This is a genomic window from Flagellimonas sp. 2504JD1-5, from assembly GCF_053618295.1.
Genome location: NZ_JBSIOU010000001.1, coordinates 758,565 through 772,888, shown reverse-complemented (window position 1 = coordinate 772,888; position 14,324 = coordinate 758,565). Strand labels below are relative to the sequence as shown.

At 40.0% G+C, this 14,324-nt stretch carries 14 protein-coding genes; 4 read left to right on the top strand and 10 right to left on the bottom strand.

What is annotated here, in order from left to right; all coding sequences use genetic code 11:
- Positions 1 to 252: 252 nt before the first annotated feature.
- The gene (locus tag ACULLG_RS03470) at positions 253 to 1,275 is read right to left on the bottom strand and encodes a hypothetical protein (RefSeq protein WP_452125371.1); all 1,023 of its coding nucleotides are present in this window, start codon (positions 1,273 to 1,275) and stop codon (positions 253 to 255) included.
- Here ACULLG_RS03470 and ACULLG_RS03465 point away from each other — a divergent pair.
- Entirely contained in the window at positions 1,266 to 1,457 is a 192-nt protein-coding gene (locus tag ACULLG_RS03465; protein ID WP_452125370.1) for a hypothetical protein, read from the top strand. The two genes, ACULLG_RS03470 and ACULLG_RS03465, sit on opposite strands and share 10 nt — an antisense overlap.
- A gap of 300 nt (positions 1,458 to 1,757) precedes the next feature.
- Here the strand turns inward: ACULLG_RS03465 and dprA are convergent, their stop codons facing one another.
- Positions 1,758 to 2,864, bottom strand: coding sequence for a DNA-processing protein DprA (gene dprA, locus ACULLG_RS03460; RefSeq protein WP_452125369.1), 1,107 nt, complete (start codon positions 2,862 to 2,864; stop codon positions 1,758 to 1,760).
- A 105-nt stretch (positions 2,865 to 2,969) separates the two neighbouring features.
- Between dprA and ACULLG_RS03455 the strand changes: the two genes are divergently transcribed.
- Together ACULLG_RS03455 and ACULLG_RS03450 are read left to right on the top strand one after the other, a co-directional pair.
- The gene (locus ACULLG_RS03455) at positions 2,970 to 3,914 is read left to right on the top strand and encodes an HU domain-containing protein (RefSeq protein ID WP_452125368.1); all 945 of its coding nucleotides are present in this window, start codon (positions 2,970 to 2,972) and stop codon (positions 3,912 to 3,914) included.
- A gap of 58 nt (positions 3,915 to 3,972) precedes the next feature.
- Entirely contained in the window at positions 3,973 to 4,485 is a 513-nt protein-coding gene (locus tag ACULLG_RS03450) for an acyl-CoA thioesterase (RefSeq protein WP_452125367.1), read from the top strand.
- Positions 4,486 to 4,641: 156 nt separating this feature from the next.
- On the opposite strand, the gene ACULLG_RS03445 is transcribed toward ACULLG_RS03450, so the two are convergent.
- The 7 genes from ACULLG_RS03445 to ACULLG_RS03415 form a co-directional block, all read right to left on the bottom strand.
- Entirely contained in the window at positions 4,642 to 5,475 is an 834-nt protein-coding gene (locus ACULLG_RS03445) for an aldo/keto reductase (RefSeq protein WP_452125366.1), read from the bottom strand.
- Positions 5,476 to 5,478: 3 nt separating this feature from the next.
- Positions 5,479 to 6,702 (bottom strand): murein hydrolase activator EnvC family protein, encoded by a 1,224-nt coding sequence (locus ACULLG_RS03440; protein ID WP_452125365.1) that lies wholly within the window; start codon positions 6,700 to 6,702, stop codon positions 5,479 to 5,481.
- 1 nt (position 6,703) lies between these two features.
- Positions 6,704 to 7,489 (bottom strand): DUF4292 domain-containing protein, encoded by a 786-nt coding sequence (locus tag ACULLG_RS03435; protein WP_452125364.1) that lies wholly within the window; start codon positions 7,487 to 7,489, stop codon positions 6,704 to 6,706.
- Complete coding sequence (locus ACULLG_RS03430) at positions 7,489 to 8,358, bottom strand: tetratricopeptide repeat protein (RefSeq protein ID WP_452125363.1); 870 nt, start codon at positions 8,356 to 8,358, stop codon at positions 7,489 to 7,491. Before ACULLG_RS03430 ends, ACULLG_RS03435 begins: the two co-directional genes overlap by 1 nt.
- A gap of 92 nt (positions 8,359 to 8,450) precedes the next feature.
- Entirely contained in the window at positions 8,451 to 9,467 is a 1,017-nt protein-coding gene (locus ACULLG_RS03425; RefSeq protein WP_452125362.1) for a sugar phosphate nucleotidyltransferase, read from the bottom strand.
- Positions 9,468 to 9,547: 80 nt separating this feature from the next.
- Entirely contained in the window at positions 9,548 to 9,982 is a 435-nt protein-coding gene (gene dut / locus ACULLG_RS03420) for a dUTP diphosphatase (protein WP_452125361.1), read from the bottom strand.
- Positions 9,972 to 11,441 carry a lipopolysaccharide biosynthesis protein gene (locus ACULLG_RS03415; RefSeq protein ID WP_452125360.1) on the bottom strand — a complete coding sequence of 490 codons (1,470 nt, stop codon included), beginning with the start codon at positions 11,439 to 11,441 and terminating at the stop codon, positions 9,972 to 9,974. The genes dut and ACULLG_RS03415 overlap by 11 nt, the downstream gene beginning before the upstream one ends.
- A 113-nt stretch (positions 11,442 to 11,554) precedes the next feature.
- Between ACULLG_RS03415 and ACULLG_RS03410 the strand changes: the two genes are divergently transcribed.
- The gene (locus tag ACULLG_RS03410) at positions 11,555 to 13,192 is read left to right on the top strand and encodes a sulfatase family protein (RefSeq protein ID WP_452125359.1); all 1,638 of its coding nucleotides are present in this window, start codon (positions 11,555 to 11,557) and stop codon (positions 13,190 to 13,192) included.
- Positions 13,193 to 13,359: 167 nt separating this feature from the next.
- Here ACULLG_RS03410 and atpG read toward each other — a convergent pair whose 3' ends face one another.
- Entirely contained in the window at positions 13,360 to 14,220 is an 861-nt protein-coding gene (atpG, locus tag ACULLG_RS03405; RefSeq protein WP_452125358.1) for an ATP synthase F1 subunit gamma, read from the bottom strand.
- Positions 14,221 to 14,324: the final 104 nt, after the last annotated feature.

Sequence of the window (14,324 nt, the reverse complement as noted above, 5' to 3'; positions counted from 1 at the left end):
CCCTGCGGGACACCTCCCCCTAAATAGGAGGAGGAGCTTATGCTTGCCAGTATTCAAATTCCAAAAATCTAGCAATCCAACAATTCAAAGTTTCAGACATTAGATTTCTGAATTCCAGCTTCTCATTTTTATTTCTTATCACGAAGACACTTCGACAGGCTCAGTGTGACATTGGACATCTCACTACTGATCATAAACATAAAAAAGAGCCCTTTCGGGCTCTCCTTACAACCATTGTTATGAAAAACAAGACTACTCCTTTAAACCAAAATAGGCCAGTACGGCATAGTAATCGCTGGTGTCCACACCCGCGGCTTTTAGCTGGGCCATGACATTGCCATTGCTATTTTTATTGATAACAACGGAATCCTCAATGGCCACGATTCTAATTTCATCGATAATTCCCTGTATAACATTAAATGCAGAACCATCGGGGTTTAAAAACTGATAACTACCATCTCCAGAAAATTCGTCATAAAAAACAACTATATCCTTATATCCATTGAAATTCACTTTATTAGGTGCAGGTACAACGGAACTTCCTCCGACTGTAAAATAAAACAGAAAAGTATAATTTGGCAAGTCTTCTGCTGCAATACCCAAATCATCAATAAGGTTAAAAGGTATTTCTGAGAAATTGGCTAAATCTGAGACATCCTCAGTATATTTTATCACATTGGCATTGCCATCTGCTCCTTGGCAATCTAGGGCGTTGAACTCTTTGTCGCCGTTAATGTCCTCCTCTGGGTCGTTTTTTCCGTTTCCGTTCAAGTCCCAACAATCAATGCCATCATTGCCGTTGTCTCCATTTGTTCCCGGGTCGCCATCTGCTCCCTGGCAGTCCAATCCATCGAATTTTTCATCGCCATTAATATCCTCCTCGGGGTCGTTAATGCCGTCGGCATCCAAATCCCAGCAATTGATACCGTCATCGCCATTGTCTCCATTGTTGCCATTACCTCCGGTATCTCCTTTGGTACCTTGACAGTCTTTGATATCCCATTTACCATCTGCATTGGTATCTTCATTGGCATCATTGATCCCGTTGGCGTTCAGATCCCAACAGTTTATCCCGTTCAGACCGGTTAGTCCATCTTCACCATCCTCACCGGAGCAGGCGATAAAGGTCAGGGTCAGGGCCATGCAGCCCACTAATAAAAATCTTTTCAGTGTTTTACGCTCGATGGCGCTCGATGTATTTCTTTTTTCATGGTATTTAAGTTTAAAATGAATTCCGCTAAGGTAAAAGTGCAGGGTGTTGCGGGATGTTGCCAATTGATGGATGGGGGGTTTGGGTTGACGATTGTCCTGCACTAGCCTTCTCCGCCAAAGTGGCTTGGCTACGACAGCTGAAAAGTTTTGGACAATGGGTTACATTGGGTGAAGGGTTGTCCTACGCCAAAGCTTTGGACAATGGGTTAAGGGTGAAGGGAGTTGATAGTGAAATAGTGGGTTAGTGGGCAGTGAACAATGGACAATTATCAATGGGCAGTGGGCAATTCAAAATGAGAAAATTCCAAATTCCAAATTCCAACAATCTGATAATCCGAGAATCCAATGATCTCATAATCGCAAAGCAAAGTGGTGAAATTGGTAAAGGGTAAAGGGTAAAAGGTGAATGTCCGATGTCCAATGTCTGATGTCAATTCGAGCTGTCACACTGAGCTCCTGCCTTCCGAAGTCTCGTACGGAGGACAGGTAGTCGAAGTGTTGATCAAGGATTATTATTGCATCCTTCGACAGGCTCAGGATGACATTTATATCGCTTCAAACAATTTACCCGGCAAAGGCCTGATTACTCCTTTCATTTCCATATTAAAAAGTGTGGATGACGTTTTGTGAATGGGCAGTTTGCATGCCAAAGCAACGGTGTCCAGTAATTGTTTGCCGTTCAACTGCAAATAGGAGTAGATAGACTGTTCTGTTTCGTCCAGAGTTACAAAAAGTTGTTTTTGAATGTTGGTTTTTTCTTTTTTTTCCTCTAAATCCCATCCCAATAAATAGATCAGTTCCGCAGCAGAGGTAAGCATATGGGCTTTTTGCCGCTTAATCAGATCATTACACCCTTTACTAAACTTGTCCGTTGACCTCCCAGGCACTGCAAAGACCTCTCGGTCGTATCCGTTGGCAAGATCGGCCGTGACCAAACTGCCTCCTTTCTCTGCCGATTCCACAACAATGGTAGCTTCGCTAAGCCCTGCTATAATTCGGTTTCGTTTTAAAAAATTCTCCCGATCTGGATTACTTGTACTCCAAAATTCGGTTAGAAATCCCCCATTATTTTCAACTTTTGATGCATATTTTTTATGTGTCTTCGGATAGATCTGATTCAATCCATGAGCCAAACAGCCTATGGTCTGCAATCCAGCTTCCATGGCCATTTTCTGGACGGTTATGTCCACACCATAGGCAAATCCGCTAACAATTATGGGATTCAAGGGTGCAATTTGTTCAATAAAATCTTCGCAAAAGGCATGGCCGTAGCTTGTTATGTTCCTGGTACCTACAACACTGATTATTTTACCGCTCTGAAAATCAATTTTGCCCTGTTTAAAAAGCAATATGGGCCCATCGATGCAGTGTTTTAAATAACTTGGATAATCCTCGTCTTCAAAATAGGAAATTGCAATCTCCTTTTTCAACAAATATTGATATTCCGCTTCTGCCTCTTCCAGATGGATTGTGTCGAACAGACCTTTTAAAGTCATTTTCCCAATTCCGTCTATTTTGAGGAGGTGCTGTAGTTTATCCTTAAAAATTGCAGTTGGACTTCCGCAATGGGCAATCAATTTTTTGGCGGTAATGTCTCCAATATTTGGAATGGCCTGCAGCCGAAGCGCTGCAATAATTTCAGGTTCAGTCATTTCGATTTGGGATTGTAGTTGTTCACAAAATACAGAATTTCAAATGTTAATAAAAAGTGATAAGCGCTATTTTGTACTGCGGGATTTTTTTCAATATTTGTGGCAATGCGGATTGAACCTTATATAGAAAAATTACTCTACGATTATAATTGCGTGGTGGTGCCTGGTTTTGGGGCATTTTTGGCCCATGGTAAGTCCGCAGCGATTGATTTGGCATCCAATACGCTTATCCCTCCATCCAAAACAATTTCTTTCAACGCCCAGCTTTCAAAAAATGATGGTTTGTTGGTGTCTTATATTGCCAAGGAAAAACATCTTGGTTATGAAGAACTATTGCAAGAAGTAGAAGATGTTGGGGAAAATTGGAAGAAGCGGTTGGAGCAAGGTGAAAACATAGATCTTTTCGGGATTGGAAAATTGTCCATGACCCGGGAGCATAAAATCCAGTTTCAACCTGAAAATAAAATCAACTATTTAACTTCATCTTTTGGTCTTTCTGCATTTGCCGCCACTCCAATTCAACGAGAGGTTCTAAAAGAAGAGGTTGAGGAGCTCGAAGAGAAAATTCCGTTCATTATCACACCAGAAAAGCGAAGAGAATCTTCGTTCAGGCCTTGGCTAAAATATGCAGCGGTGATTTTATTGGCTGTCTCATTGGGTTCAACTTCGTACAGAGCGTATGATGAGCTTCAGCAGAAACAGGTAACGGTTCAGCAAGATGCCCAAGAGGAAGTTTCCCGCTTGATACAGGAAGCCACTTTTTTTGAAAGTGCTCCATTGGAACTTCCGGCCTTAAATATCAACATTAGCAAGAAAAAGCTAGGCAAACACCATGTCATTGCCGGTGCTTTTCGAATTGAGCAAAATGCCGATAAAAAAGTGGCCCTCCTTAAGGAGAAGGGCTATAATGCTTTTTATTTGGGCGTAAATAAATTTGGACTACACCAAGTGGCTTACGATAGTTTTGAAAATCCAAAAGAAGCACTTGCGTTTCTTAGAAAGGTAAAACGCACTGAATCTCCAGATGCCTGGATGCTTTCTGAGAAATAGTCTTTCTTTCTTTAAAACCAATATCCACTTCAATATCTTTGCGCAAAATTTAAACCTTATGCGCGCGAAAACTCCAAGTGAATCACGTACTGTAATGACGGATATGGTATTGCCCAGTGAAACCAATCCTTTAAACAATCTTTTTGGAGGGGAGCTTTTAGCTCGTATGGACCGGGCCGCCAGTATTTCTGCAAGAAGACATAGTCGGAGAATTACCGTTACCGCCTCTGTAAACCATGTTGCTTTTAATAGGTCGGTTCCCTTGGGGAGCGTGGTCACTGTTGAGGCCTCCGTTTCCCGAGCGTTTAAAACATCCATGGAAATCTATATTGATGTATGGATGGAAGATCGTTTTACCGGAGAAAAGGCCAAAGCCAATGAAGCCATTTACACATTTGTAGCTGTTGACGAAACTGGAATTCCCACTGAAGTGCCTCCGTTGGAGCCTGAAACTGATTTGGAAAAAGAGCGTTTTGCAGGTGCACTTCGAAGAAAGCAACTAAGTTTGGTCTTGGCTGGTAAAATGGAACCTAATAAAGCAACAGAACTAAGGGCTTTGTTCACTTCATAAGTATTGTCGGGTCGAGCGTAGTCGAGACCTATTTAAAATACGGATATCAACACTTCTGCACTGCCCCTTCGACAGGCTCAGTGTGACAGCTCGAAGTGATTTCTAAAAAAGAGGTTTTTGCCTCCAATTTCGGCCTATAGATAAGCCTTATTTAATCTAGAAATCGAAATTATTCGGATCCGGGCCAAAGCGTCGATTTCTATTTAAAGAATCGAGTAGTTTAACATCCTCATGACCCAGTTCAAAGTCAAAAATATCGGCATTTGAAATAATACGGTCTTTTTTGGACGATTTGGGAATGGTCATTACCCCTTTTTGAAGGTCCCAACGAAGTACAATTTGAGCAACTGTCTTGTTATATTTTTTGGCCAAATCCTGTAACTGGGGGATTTCAAAAATGTTTCCTTGCATCATCGGGGACCAGGCCTCGTATTGAATGTTTTTTTGACGGCAAAAATCAATCAAATCCTGTTGAACCAAATAAGGATGAAATTCCATTTGGTTAACCATAGGGATAGTATTGGCATCCTTTAATAAATCTTCTAGGTGATGTTGCATAAAATTGCTTACACCAATGGCTCTTACTCTTTTATCCCGATAAAGACGCTCCATCGCCTTCCATGTATCTTTTGATTGCTCCTTAGGCCAATGAATCAAATACAAATCCAGGTAGTCCAAACCCAATCGGTCAAGGCTGTCATCAAATGCTTTCAAAGTCGAATCATATCCTTGATCACTGTTCCAAACCTTGCTGACCACAAAAACATCCTTTCGGTCAACATCGCTTTGTTTGATACCTTCACCGACGCCACTTTCATTATTGTATATGGATGCGGTATCAATATGTCTATAACCGTGATTCAGTGCTTCCTTGACCGCATTAACCACCTCATTTCCGTCTTTGGATAAATACACCCCCAAACCAAAATAGGGCATTTGAACCCCATTGTTCAACTCAAAAGTTCCTTGTAAATCCGTAATGTTTCTCATACGTTAAAGCTGGTAAATCCAGTCTTCCGGATTCAATCGATTGGAGTCTTGGTACAAATAGAATTTGAGTTTTGTTGAACCATCAAACCGACTGGTATAAATATCGCCAATGACTTCTTTTGTGGACACCTTATCTCCCTTTTGGACGTATAATTTGGATAAATTATAGTAGGTGCTAATGTAATTTCCATGTTTGATTGTTACTCCTCTACTACCACCAGGAACAGAAATAATAGCAATCACCTCTCCCTCAAAAATGGCCCTTGCTTGGCTACCTTCATCGGTGGCTATGGTAACCCCATTGTTCCGATGTTTGATTCCGGGGTAAAGTTTGTCCGCATAAACTCCATATCCTTGACTTTTAATGCCCTTTTCAACCGGCCAAATCAGCTTTCCCTTGTTTGCCGAAAAATTGTTGGCCACAAGCTGAGCCTCTGGCGTTAAAACAAATTTGGTCCTGCTCGATTTTCCGGCCTTTCTGTTTGTACTTGCAATCGCGCTTTTGATAAGTCGTTCAATTTCGCGGTCTATTTTACGTGCTTCTTTCCTTTTCTGCTCTATCGCAGCTGCATATTTGGATTCATTTTGCCGAATACTGCGCAAAAGATTTTTTTGTGATTCAATCTCTACGAACAATTCGTTCTTCACTTTTTTATTTTCAGCAAGTAAGCGCTCTTTCGACTTTCTTTGAGTCACCAACTCCTTATTTAATTCTGCCAATTCATCAGTTTTTTTAATAATATCCTCTCCTTGCTTTTTTCGATGCTTTGCATATTGCTCCATATACTGCAGCCTTTTGAACGCTTGGTAGAAGTTTTCCGCGGATAACAAAAACATCAATCGGTTACTTTGTGACTTGTTCTGATAAGATTTTTGAATAAGATTTGCATAATCTTCCCTCAGTATCTTTAAGTCTTCCCGAAGCTTACTAATACTTCTAATATTTACGTTTATCTGTCTATTGAGTAAATTGGATTGTTGATTGGTAACCCGGATAAGCTCTTGCCTGACATTAATTTTCTGGTCCAAAGCGTTCATTTGGTCAAGAACATTGCCTTTTTCCTTCTTCTCGGCGAAGAGCAATCGATTAATTTCCTTTATTTCTTTTTGGAGTCGTTCCCTTTTTGCCTCCAATGCTTTTTGTTCACTGGTTTGTGCGGATAACGAATTCGACAATAAAATTGTAATAAGAAGAAAACAAGTGCAATATGAAATTTTATTTATCATATTACTTCAATATTATTTCATCAAATCCCTTTGGAATCTTATATGGAAAATTCAACGTCCTATTCAATTCCATGTGTTTAAAACTTAATCCGATTGTTGTTCTATCCATGTTTTCCAATGCAACAATATGAATTTCGTTGGGTACTGCTTCTCCAGAAATATCCTGATAGGTATATTTTGCTCTTAATCGTCGGTTCTCTTGAGGTTGGGCAATTTCCTGAGCCGCAATCTTAAAGTTTTTTGGTTCCAATTGAAATAGGATTTTAAAAAGTTCTTGCGCCTTTTTTGGTTTTAACTGATAGTTTCCCTGATCAATTTCCGAAGTGTATTTTTCATCTCTCAAATCCAGAATTGCGTTGCCCAACAAAAGACTTTGTACTTTCTCAAAGTCCAATTCGGTACCTAAGAGCTCACTTAAATAGCCAAAATCTCCGTCAAAGTATTCATTTTGTAATTTGTTGTAAAAAGACACTCTTTCTGGGGTAATATGTGCTTTTACAACTCCAAGGGGAGCACTTAACCAAATTACCCGGTCTTTTTCCATGCGCAAGCTTACACTTACTCCTTGATTGCTCTTCCCATCTGAATAATCAATCTTTACTCTACCGCTCAGTGTTTTAAAATCTGTTTGGTTGTTATAATGATTTTCAATGATTCGCTTGGCAGAGAGCCTCGAGTCAATTTCACCACCTGTAATTGATTTTGTCGATTTACAAGCGCCAAAAACCAGCAGCACCAAAAGTAAAAATGCTGGCTTTGTTATTTTATGAAATCGATGTTCTCTCATTACAAACCTGATTTTACTTTATTCAAATATTCTTGGGCCTTTGATACATTGCCTATAGTTGAATACGCTCTGGATAATTCTTTATATATATTATTGGCCATGGCATCATCATCAAGCAAATAATCCAAGGCACTTTCCAAAACTTCCACGGCTTTAGCCGATTTGGAATTTCTGTTTAGAGCCGTTCCATATGCAAAGTAAAAATAGGGCTGCAATGGATAGGAATCCAGTGCTTCCTTGGAGACGGACTCCATTTGTCCATAATCAGCTTTTGCCAATAATCTTTCTATTCTACTTTTGTATTGCCCAATGGGATTTTCATCGTTTGGAGCTTTTTCGGCAATGATAGTTTTGGTTTTCTCACTGCCTTTTTGAAGAGAATCGTTGATCTTCAATGTCAACTCCGAGGCAAACTCCGAACTTCCAAGTCCCTCCAAAACTTTTAATGCATCTTGGTACTTTTTCTTTTTAAAGTAAATGACGGCAAGATTTTCCTGTAGTTTATTCTCATTGTAGGGAATACTCCCTTTAATCAATTCCACGGCATTACCTTGCTTTTCCAAAATGTTCACCAAACTTTCCAAATACCAAAAATCGGTAGGCTCAGAAATCAATGCTTCAATGGCATATTCCTGTGCTTGAATGTACTGTTTATCTAAAAAGTAGGCCTTTGCAAGTTCATAATCCACAACACTGTTCAGGGGGTCCAGGTTTTTACACTCCAGAAACAATGTGATTGCTCTGTCATAATTTTGGATTCCCTTCTGCTTTAGGGCTTCAAAAAAGCTTTCTTGAAATTCATCGGTGTATTCCTCTAGAAAAACCTCAGCACTTTGTTCTTCCTCTTGGGTGTAAGCTAGTTTAAACATCAGCAGTACTGCTGTGATTATAACTTTAATAAGTAACGGTTTTGCTTTCATATACCCTCTCCCTTGCCCTCTCCCAAGGGAGAGGGGACTTTTTATTCCAGTACTGAATAATCCCCAATGCTGATGGCTTCAAAATTACCATCGAAAACCACGTGGTTTCCAATCATGGCGTTGTCCAAATTGGCGTTGGAAATCTTGCTCTTGCTCTGTATCAAACTATTCTTAATCGTTGAATTTTCCAAAATGGTATCTGCTCCCACGGAAACATACGGGCCAACAGTTGTGTTCTTCAAGACCACATTTTCACCAATAAAGCAAGGCTCAACGATATTCGCATTTTCCTTTTTAACCGAGTTGGCAATCAGCCCTTCTCCATCTTTTTCCAAAAAGTTGAGCATACGCTGGTTGGTTTCCACTGTTACATTCTTATTTCCGCAATCCATCCACTCATCCACTTTTCCTGGGACAAATTTCATGCCCTTCTCCATCATACGTTTTATTCCATCATTAATTTGGTATTCACCTCCATTGATGATCTGATTGTCCAAAACGTATTGTAATTCGTTTTTAAGCACTCCAACATCCTTGAAATAGTAGATTCCAATTACTGCCAAATCGGAAACAAACTCCTGTGGTTTTTCAACCAACTCTACAATTTCATTTTGCTGATTCAGGTTCACCACGCCAAACGCTTCTGGCCTGTCAACTTGTTTTACCCAAATAACACTGTCGGCAGATTTGTCTAAATCGAAATCAGCTCGAATCAAGGTGTCCGCATAAGCAATTACAGCAGGACCGCTCAAAGAATCCTTGGCACTCATTATAGCATGTCCCGTTCCCAACGGCTCATCTTGCCTGTAAATTGAACCTTTTGCTCCAAGACTTTCAGCAAGGTCCATCAAACTTTGAACAACATCATCACCAAAAAATGCAGGGTCTCCTAAAATAAAGGCGACCTCCTCAATCTGTTCTCCCAACACTTTGGCAATATCACTCACTAATCTATGCACAATGGGCTTTCCAGCAACCGGAATCAATGGTTTGGGAACTGTTAATGTATGTGGTCTTAACCGGGAACCTCGTCCGGCCATTGGAACAATTATTTTCATAGTATTTGCTGCTGAAGCAGTTATCTTTTAATTAAACATTTATTTTCTGAAGTTAGTATACTGATAGCTCAAACTGGAAACTATTTAGTCCCCGTACTGCCAAATCCGCCTGCGCCCCGATCAGTCTCTGAAAGCACTTCTGCTTCCATCCATTCTGCACGTTCGTGTTTGGCAATGATCATTTGTGCGATACGTTCCCCATTTTCAATGGTAAAATCTTCAGCAGATAGGTTAACCAGAATAACACCAACTTCACCACGATAATCGGCATCGATAGTCCCTGGGGCGTTTAAAACGGTAATTCCCTTTTTTGCCGCAAGACCACTTCGTGGTCGTACTTGGGCCTCATAACCAACGGGAAGTTCCATAAAAAGACCCGTGGGCACAATCGCTCTTTCCAATGATTTTAAAGTAATTGGTTCTTTAATGTTTGCCCTAAGATCCATGCCCGCGGAAGCAGGTGTTTCATAATGGGGCAATTGATGGTTTGACTTATTTATTATCTTAATTTTCACGCTGTAGAAATATGGCTTTTAATTTATCTCCTTCCATTTTGTAAACTATCCCCAAAAATAACAAAAGTAGAAGGCTGCCGGCTATTAAATTTCTGTGAAAAACGTAGAAAGAAAGGGTAGAAAACACAATGGAAATAGAAAGGTAAAAAAGAATCTTGCGCATATTGTAGGGAACGGGATAGTATTTTCTTCCAAAATAATAGGAAAGCAACATCATACTTCCATATGCCGCCAAGGTAGCCAATGCAGAAGCCATATATCCAATTCGCGGTATCAGGCCAATATTTATGATTAAGGTAATCAAGGCGCCAATTGAGGAAATATAAGCGCCAAATTTGGTTTGATCTGTAACTTTATACCAAACGGACAGGTTGTGGTATATCCCCAAACAAAAACTGCCCAAAAGTATTATCGGAACTACATCAAGTGCTTCCCAGTAGACCTCATTTCGAATTAAAAGCTTTCCTAAAACATCCACAAAAACAACCACTCCAAGTAAAATCACTGATCCAATGATTACAAAATAATTGGTTATCTGCGCATATGTCTTTTGAGGTCTTTCTGTTTTGGCATGACTAAAGAAAAAAGGTTCAACCCCCATTCTAAATGCAGTTCCAAACAGGGTCATGAACAGCGCCAATTTGTAACATGCCCCATATTTTCCGACTTCGGTCTCGGCTATATCCGAAGGTAATATCTCTGTCAACAGAATTTTGTCCAATACTTCATTTACGGTAAATGCAATTCCCGCTACCATAACAGGACCGGCATATTTCAGCATCTGTTTCCAAATACGTGCATCAAACTTATAGGACACTTTGAAGTATGTGGGTAATAGCAGCAGCAGGGTAACAGCACTAGCTATAATATTTGAAATGAAAATATATTGAATTTCCCATCCTTCTTTGTAGATACTTGTGAGAGAACCATTTCCATTTTCTTGTGCAATTTTTGGAAGAATCAACAGGAAGAAGACATTGAACGAAAGGTTTATGGCAACATTAATAATCTTTAAAACCGCATATTTCATTGGTTTTTCTTGTGCCCGGAGCAACGCAAAGGGAATAATCACCAAAGCATCCAAAACCAAAATATAGGTCGTGAATTTTATATAATCGACATCTATGTTGGTTACACTTGCCAAGGTTTCCTTTAAGGAAAGTGCCAATACCAAAAACAACAGGGAAGATCCCAACAACGAAATCAACGAGGTGGATATTATTTTACTCTTATGTTCTCCCTTATGGTAGAATCGGAAAAAGGCCGTTTCCATACCATAGGCCAAAAACACGTTGAAAATTGCAATCCAGGCATATATGTTTGTGTACTGACCATACCCTGAAGCATTCTCAAAAATAGAGGTGTACAATGGAAGCAAGAAAAAGGAGATTACCCTAGGCAAAACTGTTGCCAGGCCATAGATGAAAGTTTGTTTGAAAAGCCGTTTAAGAGGGTTCAATTGAGACTCTTGTTATAAAATCGTCATTAAGGTGTGCACAAGTTACGGAAAAGCCTTTAGTTATAGCTTCTGGCGAACAATTTGTACCTTTTTAGCTTTAAACAATCCAACCAATGAATATCTTATCAAGATCCGTTTTTATTGCCCTTTTTAGCATCTTATTCATTTCTTGTGCTCAAAAGAAGAAGGAAGGGAAAGCTTCGATTCAAGAAAAACCCAACATTATTTTTATAATGTCCGATGATCACGCCTATCAGGCTATCAGTGCTTATAGCGACCATCTCATACAAACACCCAATATTGATCGTATCGGCAAGGAAGGTATTGTGTTCACCAATGCTAGCGTGACCAATTCCATTTGCGCCCCATCACGAGCAACCATTTTAACGGGAAAACATACCCATATCAATGGGAAAGTGGATAATCTTATGCCTTTTGATACCACGCAAGTAACCTTTCCGCAATTGTTTCAAAATGCCGGGTACGAAACAGCTATGTTTGGAAAACTTCATTTTGGAAACAGCCCCAAAGGGGTCGATGATTTTATGATTCTCCCAGGACAAGGAAATTATATCAACCCAGATTTCATCACACAAGATGGCGACACCACAATAATTGGATATGCTACAGATATCATAACCGACCTAACCCTTAACTGGTTGGACAAAAAACGAAATCCTGAAAAGCCATTTATGTTGATGTATCTTCATAAGGCCCCTCACAGACCATGGTGGCCAACTCCTGAAAAGTTTAAAGAGTTTTATGGGAAAGAATTCCCGTTGCCCGCTACACTTTTTGATGATTACAGCAACCGAGGTTCAGCGGCGAAAACTGCGGAAATGAATTTACTGACCCATATGAAGTATGTCTATGACACCAAAGTATGGCCAGAGACCATTGCCAAAATGGGTGAAGTGACTCCTCAAGTACCTGATTTGGTCCAAGCATTTGTCAATATATACAATCGTGCCACAGATGAACAAAAAGCACAATACAAGCCTTTTCTGGATGCAATAAGCAAAGATTTTGAGGAAAACTGGCCATCCAAGACCTCAGAAGAGAAAATGATCTGGAAGTACCAACGCTACATGCAAGACTATTTGGCCTGTATTTCTTCTGTGGATGATAATGTCGGCCGTTTACTGGATTATATGGATGAAAGTAATCTGTCTGAAAACACTATGGTGGTATATACCTCCGACCAAGGGTTTTATTTGGGAGAACACGGGTGGTTCGATAAGCGTTTTATTTATGATGAGTCTTTCAAAACACCATTATTAGTTCGCTGGCCCAACAAAATAAAAGCCGGTATTACTAATGAGGAAATGGTACAGAATCTGGACTTTGCCCAAACCTTTTTGGAAGCTGCCCAAATTGAAGCGCCCGATGATATGCAAGGTGAAAGTCTTATCCCTCTTTTAACTTCAAATGAAAAGAATTGGTCGCGAGATGCGGTTTACTATCATTATTATGAGTATCCCGCTGAGCATCAAGTTATGCGTCATTATGGTATTGTTACTGTTGATTATAAGTTGGCCCACTTTTATTATGATGTAGATGAATGGGAACTGTACGACCGTAAAAAAGACCCCCAGGAAATGAATAATGTGTATTCCGACCCTGCCTATGCCGGTGTGGTTAAAGAATTGCACAAGAAGTTAGATGAACTTCGAGTACAGTACAAAGATTCGGATGAACTCAATCAACATTATATTGATTTGCATAATGCCAGAACGGCTGGTAATCATTGATTGTTTGTCACACTGAGCCTGTCGAAGTGTGTTGGTCTATCATGATTCCAATATAAACTTTAGTTCTTGTGCTTATCCTTCGACAAGCTCAGGATGACGGCTCGAACAGACAAAAAAAAGGCCGCTTTTAAAGAAGCGGCCCTTTTAATGAATTCATTTATTCTCCATTAGTTGTTCAGTGCCTCAGCTCCTCCAACTATCTCAAGTATTTCATTTGTAATAGCAGCCTGTCTTGCTTTGTTATAGGTCAGTTTTAACTGATCTCTAAGCTCGGTAGCATTATCGGTTGCTTTGTGCATTGCCGTCATACGTGCTCCATGCTCACTGGCAAAAGAATCACGAATGGCTTTGTACAGTTGTGTTTTTAATGACTTTGGAATCAATTGCTCGACAATCTCTGGCTTAGATGGCTCAAAAATATAATCAGCAGCACCAGAAGTATCTCCCTCAACTGGAACTAAAGGCAAAAACTGCTCTGTCATCACAATTTGGGTAGCGGCATTTTTAAACTTGTTGTAGACCAACTCAATTCTATCATAATTACCTTCGGTAAAATGGTCCATTAAATCTTGGGCAATGGATGCAACATTGTCGAAAGTCAAATCATCAAAAACAGCACTGTGATTGGCGATAACGCTCCCTCTTTTTCCAAGGATATCATTTCCCTTTTTCCCTATTGCTATAAAATCGACCTGCTTTCCAGCATAGGTTTCACCCAACAAAACATTGCTTTGTTTGATGATATTGGAATTAAAGGCACCACACAAACCACGGTTAGAGGTTATGGCCACAACCAACACCTTGTTCACCGCTCTGTTATCCGCAAATTTGCTTCCGGCATCACCATCCAAACTAGCGCTAAGGTTTTGTAATAACTCAGTAAGTTTGTTGGCGTACGGACGCATCGCTGTAATGGCATCCTGGGCTTTTTTCAACTTTGCAGCAGATACCATTTTCATGGCACTGGTAATCTGCATGGTTGAAGATACCGAGGCTATCCTATTTCGTATTTCCTTTAAGTTTGCCATTCTTTTCGTTTGTCATTCCCGCGCAGGCGGGAATCTTTTATTTACTTAATCCTATTTGTCTTAAAATATGCTTCGACAAGCTCAGCATGACAATTAGGAATGAC